Raw genomic sequence first — 15,502 nt, 5'->3', positions numbered from 1 at the left:
CCGGCTGGACGGGGTATCAACTAATCTGGCGTTGATTTTTGGCACGCTGTTGAGTTCTCAAGGTGCGGACGCTTCCTTCGTTCCTGTTTCCAGGCTCTCCGGGCGCTTCCTTCGTTTCCGACTCTATCAGATCTTTCCGATCCGATTTCCTCGGTGCTTTCCGGTCCCGAATTGTTTTTCTCGGGGCCTTCCGGCGGGGTCAAACATTACCAGGCTTTCTCCGGCTCCCTGACCACCCCCCGCGCTCGCCGGCGGGAACCGGGGCAGGCAGAGGTGTAGACCACTGGGGCTAGGATCTGGCTTGATGGTGCTGCCGACCCACGACTCAAGGCCGCGTTGGGGTCAGGCAGGAGTACGACAGTACATCCCACCGTCAGTGGAGGCAAATCGTTTCCGGTAGTCCCTAGGTCCGCCAAGTGGTACGTCTCGTGCGGAACCGGGACTTCTTATGACTTACGCTTCTGAACTAGTACGCGCCGCCCAGGACAGGTGTGGCGGCGCCACACGATCTCCGCCCCTGGGAGGCTTCCCATGTCAACCGTGACGTCGCCACTCGCTGGACGCGCCATCGGTCTCGCCAATGTCCCCGACCCGGTCTTCTCCGGTGCCATGGTCGGGCCCGGCACCGCCATCGATCCCGTACGCGAGCCCTCCGAGGCGGTCTCGCCCGTCGACGGGGTCATCGTCTCCATGCACCCGCACGCCTTCGTCGTCGTGGACGGCGAGGGGCACGGTGTGCTGACGCACCTGGGCATCGACACCGTGCAGCTCAACGGCGAGGGCTTCGAGCTGCTCGTGAACAAGGGCGACACCGTGACCCGCGGCCAGGCCGTCGTGCGGTGGAACCCGGCCGCCGTGGAGGCCGCCGGCAAGTCCCCCATCTGTCCCGTCGTCGCCCTCGAGGCCACGGCCGACTCGCTCTCCGACGTCCGTGAGGACGGCGACGTGAAGGCCGGCGACCAGCTCTTCGGCTGGAGCTGAGGCCGGTCCGTCGCCAGACGGCCGCGAGTACGACATTCAACGCGGCGGCACCGGCCGCCGCTCTATCGGAGACGGGTGAGATGGAGACAACGCTGCGAGGCGTCGGGGTCAGCCACGGTGTGGCGATCGGCCAGGTGCGGCACATGGGCACGGCGGTCCTGGAGCCGCCCGCCAAGCAGATTCCCGCCGAGGACGCGGAGCGCGAACAGGGGCGCGCCCGCCAGGCGGTGGAGGCCGTGGCCGCGGACCTGATCGCGCGCGGCAATCTGGCCGGCGGCGAGGCCCAGGCGGTGCTGGAGGCCCAGGCGATGATCGCCCAGGACCCGGAGCTGATCGCCGACGTCGACCGCAGGATCGCGGTCGGCAGCTCGGCCGAGCGCGGTATCTACGACGCCTTCTCGCACTACCGCGAGCTGCTCGCGGGTGCCGGCGAGTACATGGCGGGCCGGGTCGCCGACCTGGACGACGTGCGGAACCGCATCGTCGCCCGGCTGCTGGGCGTGCCGATGCCGGGTGTTCCGGACAGCGACGAGCCGTACGTGCTCATCGCGCGGGACCTGGCGCCGGCCGACACCGCGCTGCTCGACCCGGGTCTGGTGCTCGGGTTCGTGACCGAGGAGGGCGGGCCGACCAGTCACAGCGCCATCCTCGCGCGCGCCCTGGGCGTGCCGGCCGTCGTGGCGCTGCCCGGCGCCGGTGAGCTGGCCGAGGGCACCGAGATCGCGGTGGACGGTTCCACCGGCGAGATCTTCGTGAACCCGAGCGAGGAGAAGAAGGCGGCGCTGACCCGGGCGGCCGAGGAGCGGAAGGCGGCGCTGTCGGCGTCCAGCGGTCCGGGTGCCACCTCGGACGGGCACAAGGTGCCGCTGCTCGCGAACGTCGGCGGTCCCGCCGACGTGCCGGCCGCGGTGGAGGCGGGCGCCGAGGGCGTCGGTCTGTTCCGTACGGAGTTCCTCTTCCTGGACGACAGCAAGAAGGCGCCGTCGGAGGAGAAGCAGATCGAGGCGTACCGGCAGGTGCTGGAGGCGTTCCCGGAGGGCCGGGTGGTCGTGCGGGTGCTCGACGCCGGTGCCGACAAGCCGCTGGACTTCCTGACGCCGGCGGACGAGCCGAACCCGGCGCTGGGCGTGCGCGGTCTGCGGTCGCTGCTCGACCACCCGGAGGTGCTGCGGACGCAGCTGACCGCGCTGGCCAAGGCCGCGGCGGGGCTTCCGGTGTACCTGGAGGTCATGGCGCCGATGGTGGCCGACCGGACGGACGCGAAGGCGTTCGCCGACGCGTGCCGCGAGGCGGGGCTGCAGGCGAAGTTCGGGGCCATGGTGGAGATTCCGTCCGCCGCGCTCCGGGCGCGCTCGATCCTGCAGGAGGTCGAGTTCCTGTCGCTGGGCACCAACGACCTGGCGCAGTACACCTTCGCCGCCGACCGTCAGGTGGGTGCGGTGTCGCGGCTGCAGGATCCGTGGCAGCCGGCGCTGCTCGACCTGGTGGCGCTGTCCGCCGAGGCGGCCAAGGCCGAGGGCAAGAGCTGTGGTGTCTGTGGCGAGGCCGCTTCGGATCCGCTGCTCGCGTGTGTGCTGACGGGTCTGGGCGTCACCTCCCTCTCCATGGGTGCGGCGTCGATCCCGTACGTGCGGGCGACGCTGGCGAAGTACACGCTCGCGCAGTGCGAGCGGGCGGCTGCCGCGGCGCGTGCCGCGGACACGGCGCACGAGGCGCGGCTGGCCGCGCAGGCGGTGCTGTCCGGGGAGTGAGCCCGGAGTCGTAGGGCGTGGTCCGGAGGGGCTTCCCGTCACCTGGTGGCGGGGAGCCCCTTCGGCGTGTCCGGGGTCAGCAGGCGCCGGGGCGGTGCTCGTGGGGGCCGGGGGTGACGGGGAAGCCGGCGCGGTGGTCGACGCCGTGCTCGGGGGGAAGGGGTTCGCCGGTGCGGGCGTCGGTGCAGTAGGCGGCGAAGACCTCGGCCTCGGTGAGGGGGCTGAGGGTGCCGTCGGCGAGGCGCCAGCCGTGGAGGCGGTCGGGGTGGCCGGGGCGGGTGGCGCGCAGGACGAGTCCGCCCGGTGCGGCGAGGGCCAGGCCGGCGGCGAGGACGGCGGCGAACTCGGTGGCCGCGGTGGGGTCGTGGTGGTTGGTGCCGTGCTCGTCGCGGGCGCTGTGGAGGACGGCGAGCAGGTGGTCGTCGGCGGCGGGGACGCTGCAGACGAGGTGGTGGGTGCCGGGGCCGGCGCCGTCGAGGAGGCTGAGGAGGAGGCGGGTGGCGCGGTCGAAGGCGTCGCGGCCGCGGTCCTGGCCGCAGTCGGGGCAGTCCCCCGCGGTGGCGAGGACGGTGGTGGCGTACTCCCAGGTGGCGCGGCGGACGGCGGTGTCGACGAGTGCGGGAAGGAGTTCGGTGAGGGGTTGTCCGGTGTAGGTGACGCGGGCGCCGGTGGTGGCCAGGTGGTCGGTGAAGCGGCAGCGGCTGGTGGGGTGGTCGGGGTCGAGGCCGGTCTCGGCGCAGTAGGAGGCGTATTCGTCGGGGTCGAAGAGGGCGACGGTGGTGTGGGTGCCTTGGCGGGCGAGGGTTTTGAGGAGGGCTTCGACCTCCTTGAGGTAGGTGGTGTGGTCGTCGAAGGCGAAGGTGCGGTAGCGGCGCATGGCCGCGAAGTCCTGGGCGTCGGCGAGGAGTCCGACGGTGCTGGGGATCTCGCGGCGGAGCGCGCGGCGGAGGCGGGTCGTGCGGGTGGTGGTCGTCGTCATGGGTCCCCCTCGGGTGTGGTGTGCCGGGCACGTCGATCAGTGCTCACTCACCGTAACCGTCGCCACTGACAGTGACGGCGGGGTGGAGGCGACGCGGTCGCGGATGAGGCGGTGCTGGGCGGCTCCGGCGGCGACGAGGGCGAGGCCGAGGAGGGGCCAGGCGAGGGGGCCTGCGGTCATGACCCCGGTGACGAGAAGGGGGCCGGCGAAGCGCTGGGTGGACTGGGCGAGGCCGTGGACGCCGAGGTAGGCGCCCTGGGCCTCGGCGGGGGCGAGGGCGACGGAGAGTTCCCACGAGGAGGTGGCGTGGAGGATCTCGGCGAAGGTGAGGGCGGTGACGGCGACGACGAGGGCGGCGACGGCGAGGGTGCGTCCGCCGGCGGCGGAGGCGGCGAGGGCGGTGGTGCCGATGACGAAGAGGCCGGCGAGGGGAACGAGGAGGCGGCGGGCGGCGCGGGTGGTGGCGCCGAAGCGGGCGAGCGGGACCTGGAAGAGGACGACGAGGACGGTGTTGAGGACGAGGAGGAGCGGGGCGAGGCCGGCGGGGGCGTCGGTGGCGTGGACGATCCAGAGGGGGACGGCGACCTGGAGGATCGTGTCGTCGAGGTAGAGGGCCGCGTCGGTGGCGGTGTAGCCGAGGAAGGTGCGGTCGCGCCAGGGGCTGCCGGGGGTGGGGCGGGGGGTGTCGTCGCCGGTGGCGGCGACGCGGGAGGCGGCGGGGGGTTCGGCGCAGCGCAGGGTGAGGACGGCGATGGCGAGGTAGGACAGGACGTTGCCGGCGAGCAGGTAGGTGTACGCCTGGGTGGAGCCGGTGGCGAGGGCGGCGGCGGCGCCGAGGCCGCCGATGGACCAGCCGATGTTGACGGTGGTGCGCTGGATGGCCTGGTAGCGGACGCGTTCGGTGCCTGCCTGGCGGGCGGCGTAGAGCTTGATGAGGACGCTGCCGGCGCGGTCGGGGAGGGCGCCGAGGGCGGAGTAGAGGGTGAGGAGGAGGAAGTGGTCGGTGGTGAGGAGGGCGATGAGCGTGGCGCCGCGCATGAGCTGGGCGGCGACGATGACGCGGACGAGGGGGTAGCGGTCGGCGAGGAGTCCGGCGAGCGGGGCTCCGGCGATGCCGACGCCGCCGGCGACCGTCATGAGAAGGCCGACCTGGGCGAGGCTCAGGCCGGAGACGTAGGTGAAGTAGAGGGCGGTGCAGCCGGCCCAGAGGCCGGTGCCGGTCTTGTCGACGATGCTGACGACGAGCATGCGGCGGCCGTCGCGGCCTCCGGGTATGCGGTCGAGTGCGGTGCGGTGCCACGGCTTCGGGCGGCTCACGCGGTTCCCCCTTGACGCGAGTTATGTATTGATACATAGTTCCGTACGTGGCAACACAATATTCGATCCAGGGGACGACGGCCAAGGGCATCGCCGCGTCCGTCGAGCGCGGCGTGACCGAGGGCGAGCTCGCTCCGGGCGACGCGCTGCCTCCCGTACGCAGGCTGGCCGAGGACCTGGGGGTCAGTCCCGGCACCGTGGCGACCGCCTACAAGGAACTCCGCGCGCGTGGGCTCGTGGTGACCCGCGGCCGGGGCGGCACGGTCGTGGCGGAGGCGCCCTCGGAGGCGTCCCGGCGGCCTCCGCGCATGCCCGAGGGCCTGACCGACCTCGCGAGCGGACTCCCCGACCCCGCGTTCCTGCCGGTGCTCCACCCGCCCGGCGGCGTACGGCCGGTCTACGGCTCCCACCGGGCCGCGCCCCGGCTCGCCGCCCTGGAGGAGCTGACCCGGGCGTGGTTCCGGCGGGACGGAGTGCCGGCGGAGCGGGTGACCTTCGCGCACGGCGCGCTCGACTGCATCGCCCGGCTCCTCTCGGTGGAGCTGCGGCCCGGCGACGCCGTCGCCGTCGAGGACCCCGGCTTCCACCACCTGCTGGACCTGGTGCCCGCGCTCGGGCTGCGGACGGTGCCGGTCGCCGTGGACGGCGCCGGGATCACACCGGACGGGCTGCGGGCGGCGCTGCGGGCCGGGGTGCGGGCGGTCGTCCTCAGCCCGCGCGCACAGTGCCCCACGGGGGCCTCGCTCACCCCGGAGCGGCGGGACGAACTCGGCGCGCTGCTGCGGGAGTTCCCGGACGTCCTGGTGATCGAGGACGACTACCTCGCCGAGCTGGACGCTCCCCCGGGCCCGACGCTGGGCGCGCTGCGGCCGGCCCGCTGGGCACAGGTGCGCACGGTGTCGAAGCGGCTCGGCGTGGACCTGCGGTGGGCCGGGCTGACGGGGGACGAGGTGACGCTGGCCCGGCACGACGGGCGGATGCTGATGACCTCGGGCTGGGTCAGCCACGTGCTCCAGGAGACCGTCGTCCGGCTGTTCTCCGACCCGGAGGTGGCGCGGCTCGTGGCGCGCGGCGAGGCCGCCTACGCCGAGCGGCGGGGCGCGCTGGTCGACGCGCTCGGCGCGCGGGGCATCCGCGCGACCGGGGACGCGGGGCTCAACGTGTGGGTGCCGGTGCGGGACGAGTCCGCGGTGGTCAACGGGCTGCGGACGCACAGCTGGTGGGTGGCGGCGGGCGCGCGGTTCCGGATCGCCGCTCCCCCCGCCGTACGGATCACCGCCTCGGTGCTGCTGCCCGACGCGGCCGAGCGGCTGGCGGCGGACTTCGCGCGGGTGCTGGGGGACGCGCAGGCGACGTACGGGGGGTGAGGGACGGATGGGCCCGTCGCCCGGGCCGGGGAACGGCCGGGCGACGGGCCCACGCGCGCGCGTGCGCGGAACAGCGGAACAAGCGGGTACGGGTCAGCGGGTACGGCTCAGCGGGTGCGGTAGGCGTGGCCGAGGGTCTGGTCGAGGGTGTTGCCCTCGGTGTCGGTGAGCGCGGCGCGGAACGAGACGGTGCCGCCCGGGGCCGGGTTGCGGACCGTGACCGCGCCGCCGGTGACGGGGGCGTCGGTCCAGGTGGCGCCGCCGTCGACGGAGACCCGGACACGGAGCGACCGCAGGCCCTCGCCGGCGGCGGGGCCCTGGACCGTGACCGGGACGCGCAGCTCCGCCCCCGCGGGAGCGGTGCCGTCGAGGGCGAGCGGCGGGGCGAAGCGGACCACGCTCAGCGGGAGCGCGGTCGGGGACGTGGTCGCGGCGGAGTCGAAGCTCCAGACGGCGGTGGTGCGCCCCGCGTGCGTGCCGGTGCCGTGCGTGGCGGTGGCGGTGAGCCGGTAGCGGGCCCGGTCGGCCTCGGCCGCCGTGAAGGAGGCGCGGCCCGGCGCGCCCCAGTGGGTGCCGACGAGGACGCCGTCCCGGTGCAGGGTGGTGGCGGCGGAGCGGTAGACCGGGTCGGAGGGGATGTGGCCGTCGCCGTCGGCGAGCAGCGGCACGTCGAAGGCGAGCCGGTCGCCGTCCCGGACGCCCGCGGGCCGCGCGCCGGACGTCTCGTCGAGCGCCGGGCCGAGGACGGCGTTGTCGAAGGTGTGCGTCCGGGTCTCGCCCGCGCGGGCCGGGAGTTCCGGCGCCTGGTACAGGTTGGGCGGCGCGTCGGGGGTGCCCGGGGTGGTGTACGAGAGGTCCCAGGTGCCGCGTTCGGGGGTGACGTGGAAGGTGGCGGTGCCGGAGCGGGCGAGCTCGGTTGTGAGGCTGACGGTGGTGCCGTCGGACGGCTGGATCGCGGCGGAGCCGAAGCCGCCGGCGCCCTCGCGGTCGGCCGCGCGGGCCTTCAGGGTGGCGAGGTCGCCGGGGGCGGGCCGGCGGACGAAGCCGGTGAGGGAGCGGCCGGAGGTGAAGCGGTAGCCGAGGGCGTAGTCGGCCTTCTCGCCGATCCAGTAGCCGTCGAAGGTGGCGGTCACGGAGCCGGGTTCGGCGTCGGGGCCGAGGTGGGCCACGCGCAGGCCGGCGGCCGAGGACATGAGGTTCGTGGAGCGGGTGCGGCCCTCGTGGCGGACCTCGACGAAGGACATGGCGTGCCGGGGTTCGGCGCCGGCCTCCGGCGGGCGGGCGTCGACCGGGGACGTGGTGCGGGCGTCGACGGTGACGGTCGTGTCGTGGTCGAGGTCGAGGCGGGGCTGGACCAGCCAGTCGGTGCCGGCGCCCTTCCGGAGGGGGTACACCTCCGAGTCGAGCAGGTAGCGGCCCTTGGGCAGGCGGAGCGTGACGGTGCCGGAGGGGTCGTGGACGTTCTCCTCGACGTCCTGGCCGGGCCCCGAGATGCCCGCCACGTGGGTCGCGTACGCGGACGCCGCGGCACCGTCGCGGTTCACGTGGCGGATGGTCAGGGTGACCGTCTCGTCCTGGGCGGTGGCGGCCAGCGCGAGCGGCGGGACGGTGAAGGCCGTCGCGGTGAGGGCGGTGGCGAGCGCGAGGGCGCGGAAGGCGGGCCGGATCCGGGATCCGGTCGTCGTCGTTTCGTTCATGCAGGGAACTGGCCCCCGGGCGGGTGGAGTTCCGGTGACCTGCGCCACAGCGGAGGCCGGTGCGGGCGGGTGGTGTGGCGCGGGTCACGGGAACCCGGGCGAACCGGCGGCCAGTACCCGGTGTGGAACCAGAGATGAGAGAACGTTTCCGGGCCGGGGACCCCTCGGCGCTCGGCGAGGCGTACGACGCGCACGCACGCGTGCTGTTCCAGTACGCGTACCGCATGTGCGGCGACCGCGCCGCCGCCGAGGACGCCGTGTCCGCGACCTTCCTGGAGGCATGGCGCTGCCGGGGCAAGGTCCACGCGGAGGGCGGGAGCCTGCGGCCGTGGCTGCTCGGGATCGCGACCAACGTGCTGCGCGGGGCCGCGCGGGAGGCGCGGCGGCGTGATGCGGCGCTGGCGCGGATGCCCGACACCGGGGTGCTGCCGGACTTCAGCGACGCGGTGGCCTCGCGGCTCGCCGACGAGGAACGGCTCCGGGCCGCGCGGGTGGCCCTCGGCCGGCTCCGGCGCCGTGAACGGGAGGTCTTCGGACTCGTCGTGTGGGCCGGCCTCGACTACGCGACCGCAGGCGAGGCGCTGGGCATCCCCGTCGGCACCGTGCGGTCCCGGCTCTCCCGGGCCCGGGAGCGGCTGCGGACGCTCGCGGAGGCGGAGCTGCGCTCCGGGCGGCGCGGGCGCGGCCGGCGGGACGGCCGCGGGGCCTCCGGACGTCCGGACCCCGCCCCTGCGGCCGATCCCCTGACGGCCGGTCTTCCGGACGGCCCGGCCGCCGCTCCCCCGGGGCCCGCGCCCGGCGCCCCCGGTCACCCCGCGCACGACCCGTCCCCGGGCCTCCCGCCCGGCCACGCGTCCCGCGCTTCCGTGCCCGCGCGTGCGGGCCGTACCGTCCTCGTCCCCCGAACCTCCCCGGAGAAGCCGGCATGAACGACATCGATCCCCGACCCCGACCCCGCTCCCAGGACCCGCTGCTCACCGAGCTGACCGAGCTGCTGCCCCCGCCCGCCGTACCGGAGTTCGCGCCCGAGCGGGAGCGGGAGCTGCGGCGGACCGTGATGGCGGCGGCGCGGCCCGCGCGGCCGGCGGTGTGGTGGACGCGGAAGGCCGTGCGGTTCGCCGTGCCCGCCGTGGTGTGCGGCATCGCGGCCGGCGCGGTGCTGGTGGCCGCTCCGCCGGAGCCGCGCGAGCCGCGCCCGGCGGTGCGGGCCGAGGGCGCCTCCGCGGTGCTGGCGCGGGCCGCGCTCGCCGCCGCCTCCGCGCCGGCGCCGGACGCGCGGCCGGAGGAGTTCGTGTACGTGGAGAGCCTGGTGTCCCGGGCCGGGCGGCCCGCCTCGGGCGGGGCCGCCGTCGTGGAGCCCGCGCACCGGCGGCAGGTGTGGCTGTCGGCGGACGGCAGCCGGCCCGGGCTCGTACGGGAGGCGGGGTCGGCCGACCAGGAGCTGTCGCCGCGCCTTCCCGTGTACGAGCTGGAGGGTCCCGGCGCCGAGCCGCGGCGGACGCTGCTGGAGCCCTCGGAGCCGTCGGTGACCGCGCCCACGCACGCCTTCGTGGCGGGGCTGCCGACCGACCCCGGCGCCCTGCTGCGGCTGGTGCGGGAGCAGACGCGTACCGGCGGCGGGGACGCGGACCAGCGGGCGTTCGGCGCGATCGGGACGCTGCTGGCCGAGACCTGGGCGCCGCCGGAGGTGACGGCCGCGCTGTACGAGGCGGCGGCGCGGATCCCGGGCGTCGAGGTGGTGCCGTCGGCGCGGGACGCGTCGGGCCGGGAGGGCGTGGCCGTGGCCCGTACCGCCGGCGGGGAGCGGACCGAGTGGGTCTTCGACCGGTCCACCTCGGCCTTCCTCGGCGAGCGGACCGTGGCCGTCGCGGGCTCGGACGCCGGGCCCGCCGGGACGGTGCTGAGCGGGACCGCGGTGCTCACCAAGGCGGCGGTGGCGCGGGCCGGGCAGCTGCCCGGCTGAGCAGGTCCGTGGTGAAGGGGCGCCCCGCGTGGGGCGCCCCTTTGCCGTGTCAGCCGCGGCGGGCGGCGGCCAGGGACTCGTAGAAGCGCAGCAGGCCGAGGTCGTCGACGGAGCCGGCGTTGACGGCCTTCTCCAGGGGGGTGCCCTGGAGGAGCCGCTTGACGGGCACCTCGATGCGCTTGCCGGTGAGGGTGTGCGGGACGCCCGGGACCTCGATGATCTCGTCGGGGACGTGCCGCGGCGAGAGTTCGGTGCGGATCGTGGTCCGGATCCGGGCGATCAGGTCGTCGTCCAGCGTGGCGCCCTCGGCGAGGTGCACGAAGAGCGGCATCCAGTAGCCGCCGTCCGGCTCCTCCAGGCCGATGACGAGCGATTCGCGGATCTCGGGGAGCCGTTCCACGGCCTCGTAGATGTCGGCGCTGCCCATCCGGACGCCCTGGCGGTTCAGGGTGGAGTCGGAGCGGCCGTGGATGACGACCGAGCCGCGGTCGGTGATCGTGATCCAGTCGCCGTGCCGCCACACGCCGGGGAACATCTCGAAGTAGCTGTCGCGGTAGCGGCTGCCGTCGGGGTCGTTCCAGAAGTGGATCGGCATGGACGGCATGGGGTTGGTGACGACGAGTTCGCCGACCTCGCCGGTGACGGGCTTGCCGGACGGGTCCCACGCCTGGAGGTCGGTGCCGAGGCCGGCGGCCTGGAGCTCGCCGATGTGCACCGGGAGGGTGGGGACCGCTCCGGCAAAGCAGGAGCAGACGTCGGTGCCGCCGCTGACGCTGGCGATCCACAGGTCCTCGCGGACCTCGTCGTGGAGCCAGCGGAAGCCGTCGGGCGGCAGCGGGGAGCCGGTGGTGGCGACGCACTTCACGGCGGACAGGTCGAAGTCGCGGCCGGGGTGGACGCCGGCCTTCGCGCAGGCCATCACGTAGGCGGCGGAGGTGCCGTACAGGGTGGCGCCGGTGCGTTCGGCGACGCGCCACTGGGCGCCGGTGTCCGGGTAGCCGGGGCTGCCGTCGTACAGGACGACGGTGGTGCCGGTGAGGAGGCCGGAGACGAGGAAGTTCCACATCATCCAGCCGGTGGAGGTGTACCAGAAGAAGACGTCGTCGGGGCCGAGGTCGCAGTGCAGGCCGAGCTGCTTGAGGTGCTCGACCAGGATGCCGCCCTGGGACTGGACGATCGCCTTCGGCAGGCCGGTGGTGCCGGAGGAGTACAGGACCCACAGGGGGTGGTCGAACGGCACCTGCTCGAAGACCGGTTCCACGTCGGCGGCGACCAGGCCGGCCCAGTCGAGGGCGCCCTCGGGGGCGGGGGTGCCGAGCAGCGGGATGTGGACGACCGCGCGGAGCGTGGGGAGTTCGGCGCGCAGCTCGGCGACGGTGTCGCGGCGGTCGTGCTCCTTGCCGCCGTAGCGGTAGCCGTCGACGGTGAAGAGGACGACCGGCTCGACCTGCTGGAAGCGGTCGAGGACGGAGCGGGCGCCGAAGTCCGGGGCGCAGGAGGTCCAGACGCCGCCGACGGCGGCGGTGGCCAGCAGGGCGACGACGGCCTGCGGGACGTTCGGGAGGTAGCCGCTGACGCGGTCGCCGGGGCGGACACCGAGGGCGCGGAGCTCGGCGGCGAGCGAGCCGACCTGGCGGCGGAGTTCGGCCCAGGTGATCGGGGCCGGCTCGTGGGTCTCGTCGACGTGGAGGAGGGCCGTGGCGCCGGGGCGGTCGGCGGCGGCGCGCAGGGCGTGCTCGGCGTAGTTGAGGGTGGCCCCGGGGAACCATTCGGCGCCCGGCATGGAGCGGTCGCCGAGCACGCGCGCGTAGGGGGTGGCGAAACGGACGTCGAACCACTCGGCGACGGCCTGCCAGAAGGTCTCCAGCTCCTCGACGGACCAGCGGTGCAGCGCCGGGTATCCGCCGTCGGCGGGGGCGCCGTGGCGCTCGGCGGCCCACGCCTGGAAGCGGGTGACGGCGGCGTGGGCGATGCGCTCCTCGTCCGGCTGCCAGAGCGGCTCGGTCGGCTCGGTCGGCGCAGTTGTCATCGGGTGGCTCCCTGGCTGTACGCGGGTCGGCGTGTGTCGCGCGCACGTGCGGGGGTGTGCGCGTGACGCGGCTGACAGGACGATGCCATGGGAGCGGCGTTCGCACCAGGGCCGCCCGCCGGTGGTCGGCCGGTTGAACATGTGCTCCCACCACGGGTGAACGGCAGTTGAACGCGGCTCGAGACGCCGCTCGTGGGTGGCAGGGTGAGCCGCATGGACGGTCGTGGACGGGTGCGTTCGGTGAGGGTGTTCGGTTCGGTGCAGGGGCTCAGGACGGTACGGGCGGCGTGGCGGCAGCGGCGGGCGGACGCCGCGGCGCTGCCGCCCCGGGGGGCGGAGCGGGCCCGGGTGCCGGGTCCCGCGGAGGGGGCGGAGCCGCTGCCGGGCGGGGGGCTCGTCCGGTTCGCGCGGTCGTCGCTGCGGGTGTGCGTGTCGGTGGGCGGCACGGTGTTCTGGGGGTGGGACGGGGCCGGTCCGGAGCCGTCGTACGCGCTGGCGGGCGCGGCGCCCGAGCCGGACCCGCGGGCGGTGCTGGAGCCGGACACGGACGGCGGCTGGCGGATCGTGTCGGAGCGGGTGACGGTGGCGGTGTCGCGGCACGGGGCGGTGGAGATCCGCACGCCGGGCGGTGTGATGCTGCGGCGCGACCTGCCGCCGCGCTGGTGGGAGCCGGTGGGCGGGGGTCCGGCGCGGTGGGCGCAGCGGGCGGAGGTGCCGGCGGACGCGCGGTTCTTCGGTCTGGGCGGGCGGGCGTCGGGGCCGCGGCTGCGGAACGGCACGTACCGGCTGTGGAACACGGACCCGAAGGGGCGGTTCGGGCCGGAGGACGATCCGCTGTACCTGACGATGCCGGTGCAGTTCGTGGTCGCGGACGCGGGGACGCACCTGGCGTTCCACGACAACTCCTGGGACGGGCGGGTGACCCTCGCGGAGGGCGAGGAGGGGGCCGGGTCGGGGCACGACCGGCCCGGGACCAGCGAGGTGCGGATGGAGGGCGGGCCGCTGCGCTGCTGGGTGGTCGTCGGGACCCCCGCGCGCGTGCTGCACCACTGGGCCGCGCTGACGGGGGCGCCGGCGCTGCCGCCCGCGTGGGCGCTGGGGCCGCAGCACGCGCGCTGGGGGTTCGGGAGCGCGGCGGAGGTGCGGCGGGTGGTGGCCGGGTACCGCGAGCGGGGGCTGCCGCTGTCGGCGGTGCACCTGGACATCGACCACCTCGACGGACACCGGGTGTTCACGGTGGACCGGGAGCGGTTCCCCGATCTGCCGGGGCTGGCGGAGGAGCTGCGCGGGCAGGGCGTGCGGCTGGTGTCGATCGTGGACCCGGCGGTCGCGGCCGAGCCGGGGAGCGTGCTGTACGAGGAGGGGCGGGCGGCCGGGGCGTTCGTACGGGACGCGCGGGGCGAGGAGGTGCGGGGGCTGGTGTGGCCCGGGGAGTGCGCCTTCCCCGACTTCACGGACCCGGCGGTGCGGGAGTGGTGGGGCGGGCTGTACGAGGAGCGGCTGCGGCAGGGCTTCGCCGGGGTGTGGCACGACATGAACGAGCCGGTGTCGTTCGCGGCGTTCGGCGACCCGACGCTCCCGCGGTCGGCCCGGCACCACCTGGACGGGCGGGGCGGCGACCACCGGGAGGCGCACAACGTGTACGGGCTCCTCATGGCCCGCGCCGGGTACGAGGGGCTGAGGCGGCTGCGGCCCGGGGAGCGCCCGTTCCTGTTCTCGCGCTCGGGCTGGGCGGGGATGCAGCGGTACGGGGGCACCTGGTCCGGCGACGTGACGACCGGCTGGCCGGGGCTGCGGGCCTCGCTCGCGCTGGTCCTGGGCCTGGGGCTGTGCGGGGTGCCGTACTCGGGGCCGGACGTGGGCGGTTTCGACGGCAGCCCGACGCCGGAGCTGTACCTGCGCTGGTTCCAGCTGGGTGCCTGGCTGCCGCTGTTCCGGACGCACGCGGCGCTGGACGCGGGACGGCGCGAGCCGTGGGAGTTCGGGCCGGAGGTGCTGGAGCACGCGCGCGTGGCGCTGGCCGAACGGGAGCGGCTGCACCCGTACTTCGTGACCCTGGCGCGGCTCGCGCGGCTGACCGGGGCGCCGTACGCGCGGCCCGTCTGGTGGGCGACGCCGGAGGACCGGGCGCTGCGGGAGTGCGACGACGCCTTCCTGCTGGGCGACGCGCTGCTGGTGGCGCCGGTGCTGCACCGGGGGCAGGACCGGCGGGCGGTGCGGCTGCCGCGCGGCCGGTGGTACGACACGGCGACCGGCGCGGCGTACGAGGGCCCCGGTCAGGTGCTGCTGGACGCGCCCCTCGCGCGCGTGCCGGTGCTGGCCCGGGCGGGCGCGGTGCTGCCGGTGCGCGGCAGGGACGGGGGCCTGGAGCTGGAGGTGTGGGCGCCGGCGGCGGGCCGGACGGGCGGGGGGCTCGTGGTGCGGGACACCGGCGACGGCTGGGAGCCGGCGGAGATCGAGCGCTACCAGTCGCGGCTCGTGGACGGCCGGGTGGTGGTGGAGCGGGTGACGGAGGAGGGGCCGGTGGAGCCGGGGCTGCCGGTGCGGGTGCGGGGGGTGTGAGAGGGCGGGCGTGAGGGGCGGAAGTGACGACGGAGGCGTTGTCGGACCCCTCGCCTAGCATCCGGGGCATGGATCTGGAAAGCCTGCGGGGTGAGGACGTCCGGCTGCCCGCCGGGCGTGTGGTGACGGTCGAAGGGGACGGCGGGGCGCCGTCGTTGTGGCTGAGCGACGGGCCCGCGCCGTTCGGGGTGTGGGGGCGGATACGGGCCGCGCACCCGCGGACGGGGCTGTGGCCGCTGCTGCTCGAACCGCTGGGCGACGGGGCGGACTTCCGGCCGTGGGGGTCGGGGGAGCTGTTCGCCGGGACGTCCCGGCCCGCCGACCACGAGCCGGCGGCGGTCCTGGCCCGCTGGTGGGACGACTGCGTCTCGGACGACGATGACGACGGCGGTGACGACGTCGGCGTCACCGCCCCGTACGGCCTGGTCTGGCCGGGTCTGGCGCCGGGGCGGACGCCCGCGGAGGACCCCGACGGGCTCGCGGCGGAGCACGCGGACGTGTTCCTGTCCTTCGGCGGGGAGGCGCGCCTGGGGCTGGTCGAGGCCGCGTCGGGGGCGGAGGCGCTCGCCGCCGCGGGCTGGTCGGGGCCGGTCAACCACGCGGAGACGGCGGAGATCGCCGCGGTCGTCGCCGACTGGGAGCGGCGCTTCGGGGCGCGGGTGTTCGCGGTCGGGTTCGCCACCCTGCGGCTGTCCGTCGCCGCTCCCCCGGCCACCCTGGAGGAGGCGCTGCCGATCGCCGCCGAGCACTTCGCCTTCTGCCCGGACAACGTGTGGCAGGGGTCGGTGCAGGACCTCGCGGCGTACGCGGAGCACCTGGTGGGGGCGGACGTGTGGACCTTCTGGTGGGACTGAGC

General features: G+C 75.5%; 11 protein-coding genes. 7 read left to right on the top strand and 4 right to left on the bottom strand.

Annotated elements, in window-relative coordinates; genetic code table 11:
• Nucleotides 1-531 precede the first annotated feature (531 nt).
• Together ACFVQZ_RS19595 and ptsP are read left to right on the top strand one after the other, a co-directional pair.
• Complete coding sequence (locus tag ACFVQZ_RS19595) at nucleotides 532-981, top strand: PTS glucose transporter subunit IIA (protein WP_030493700.1); 450 nt, start codon at nucleotides 532-534, stop codon at nucleotides 979-981.
• Nucleotides 982-1,061: 80 nt separating this feature from the next.
• On the top strand, nucleotides 1,062-2,732 hold the full coding sequence (ptsP, locus tag ACFVQZ_RS19590; protein WP_030493699.1) for a phosphoenolpyruvate--protein phosphotransferase: 1,671 nt from the start codon (nucleotides 1,062-1,064) through the stop codon (nucleotides 2,730-2,732).
• 76 nt (nucleotides 2,733-2,808) lie between these two features.
• Here the strand turns inward: ptsP and ACFVQZ_RS19585 are convergent, their stop codons facing one another.
• Together ACFVQZ_RS19585 and ACFVQZ_RS19580 are read right to left on the bottom strand one after the other, a co-directional pair.
• Nucleotides 2,809-3,711 carry a hypothetical protein gene (locus tag ACFVQZ_RS19585; protein ID WP_030493698.1) on the bottom strand — a complete coding sequence of 301 codons (903 nt, stop codon included), beginning with the start codon at nucleotides 3,709-3,711 and terminating at the stop codon, nucleotides 2,809-2,811.
• Nucleotides 3,712-3,747: 36 nt separating this feature from the next.
• On the bottom strand, nucleotides 3,748-5,028 hold the full coding sequence (locus ACFVQZ_RS19580) for an MFS transporter (RefSeq protein ID WP_321192581.1): 1,281 nt from the start codon (nucleotides 5,026-5,028) through the stop codon (nucleotides 3,748-3,750).
• Nucleotides 5,029-5,075: 47 nt separating this feature from the next.
• Between ACFVQZ_RS19580 and ACFVQZ_RS19575 the strand changes: the two genes are divergently transcribed.
• The gene (locus ACFVQZ_RS19575) at nucleotides 5,076-6,395 is read left to right on the top strand and encodes a GntR family transcriptional regulator (RefSeq protein ID WP_383624239.1); all 1,320 of its coding nucleotides are present in this window, start codon (nucleotides 5,076-5,078) and stop codon (nucleotides 6,393-6,395) included.
• A 107-nt stretch (nucleotides 6,396-6,502) separates the two neighbouring features.
• Here ACFVQZ_RS19575 and ACFVQZ_RS19570 read toward each other — a convergent pair whose 3' ends face one another.
• Nucleotides 6,503-8,092 carry a serine protease gene (locus tag ACFVQZ_RS19570; RefSeq protein ID WP_383624236.1) on the bottom strand — a complete coding sequence of 530 codons (1,590 nt, stop codon included), beginning with the start codon at nucleotides 8,090-8,092 and terminating at the stop codon, nucleotides 6,503-6,505.
• A 134-nt stretch (nucleotides 8,093-8,226) separates the two neighbouring features.
• Between ACFVQZ_RS19570 and ACFVQZ_RS19565 the strand changes: the two genes are divergently transcribed.
• Nucleotides 8,227-9,021, top strand: coding sequence for an RNA polymerase sigma factor (locus tag ACFVQZ_RS19565; RefSeq protein ID WP_321192580.1), 795 nt, complete (start codon nucleotides 8,227-8,229; stop codon nucleotides 9,019-9,021).
• Nucleotides 9,018-10,055, top strand: a complete 1,038-nt coding sequence (locus tag ACFVQZ_RS19560) for a CU044_5270 family protein (protein ID WP_383624232.1) — start codon at nucleotides 9,018-9,020, stop codon at nucleotides 10,053-10,055. The genes ACFVQZ_RS19565 and ACFVQZ_RS19560 overlap by 4 nt, the downstream gene beginning before the upstream one ends.
• Nucleotides 10,056-10,104: 49 nt before the next feature.
• On the opposite strand, the gene ACFVQZ_RS19555 is transcribed toward ACFVQZ_RS19560, so the two are convergent.
• A complete protein-coding gene (locus ACFVQZ_RS19555) occupies nucleotides 10,105-12,084 on the bottom strand; it encodes an acetoacetate--CoA ligase (RefSeq protein ID WP_383624230.1) in 1,980 nt (659 codons plus the stop codon).
• 213 nt (nucleotides 12,085-12,297) lie between these two features.
• On the opposite strand from ACFVQZ_RS19555, the gene ACFVQZ_RS19550 reads away from it, so the two are divergent.
• Together ACFVQZ_RS19550 and ACFVQZ_RS19545 are read left to right on the top strand one after the other, a co-directional pair.
• The gene (locus tag ACFVQZ_RS19550; protein WP_383624227.1) at nucleotides 12,298-14,646 is read left to right on the top strand and encodes a glycoside hydrolase family 31 protein; all 2,349 of its coding nucleotides are present in this window, start codon (nucleotides 12,298-12,300) and stop codon (nucleotides 14,644-14,646) included.
• A gap of 68 nt (nucleotides 14,647-14,714) precedes the next feature.
• Nucleotides 14,715-15,500 (top strand): DUF4253 domain-containing protein, encoded by a 786-nt coding sequence (locus ACFVQZ_RS19545; protein WP_383624224.1) that lies wholly within the window; start codon nucleotides 14,715-14,717, stop codon nucleotides 15,498-15,500.
• The last annotated feature ends 2 nt before the right edge of the window (nucleotides 15,501-15,502 follow it).

This window comes from Streptomyces sp. NPDC057854, assembly GCF_042797055.1.
Taxonomy (GTDB): domain Bacteria; phylum Actinomycetota; class Actinomycetes; order Streptomycetales; family Streptomycetaceae; genus Streptomyces.
This window is presented reverse-complemented; position numbering and strand designations above follow the sequence as displayed.

Coding starts and splice junctions, on each gene's coding strand:
- ACFVQZ_RS19565 (WP_321192580.1), top strand. CDS start 8,227: ATGAGAGAACGTTTCCGGGCCGGGGACCCCTCGGCGCTCGGCGAGGCG.
- ACFVQZ_RS19550 (WP_383624227.1), top strand. CDS start 12,298: ATGGACGGTCGTGGACGGGTGCGTTCGGTGAGGGTGTTCGGTTCGGTG.
- ACFVQZ_RS19545 (WP_383624224.1), top strand. CDS start 14,715: ATGGATCTGGAAAGCCTGCGGGGTGAGGACGTCCGGCTGCCCGCCGGG.
- ptsP (WP_030493699.1), top strand. CDS start 1,062: ATGGAGACAACGCTGCGAGGCGTCGGGGTCAGCCACGGTGTGGCGATC.
- ACFVQZ_RS19595 (WP_030493700.1), top strand. CDS start 532: ATGTCAACCGTGACGTCGCCACTCGCTGGACGCGCCATCGGTCTCGCC.
- ACFVQZ_RS19555 (WP_383624230.1), bottom strand. CDS start 12,084: ATGACAACTGCGCCGACCGAGCCGACCGAGCCGCTCTGGCAGCCGGAC.
- ACFVQZ_RS19560 (WP_383624232.1), top strand. CDS start 9,018: ATGAACGACATCGATCCCCGACCCCGACCCCGCTCCCAGGACCCGCTG.
- ACFVQZ_RS19585 (WP_030493698.1), bottom strand. CDS start 3,711: ATGACGACGACCACCACCCGCACGACCCGCCTCCGCCGCGCGCTCCGC.
- ACFVQZ_RS19570 (WP_383624236.1), bottom strand. CDS start 8,092: ATGAACGAAACGACGACGACCGGATCCCGGATCCGGCCCGCCTTCCGC.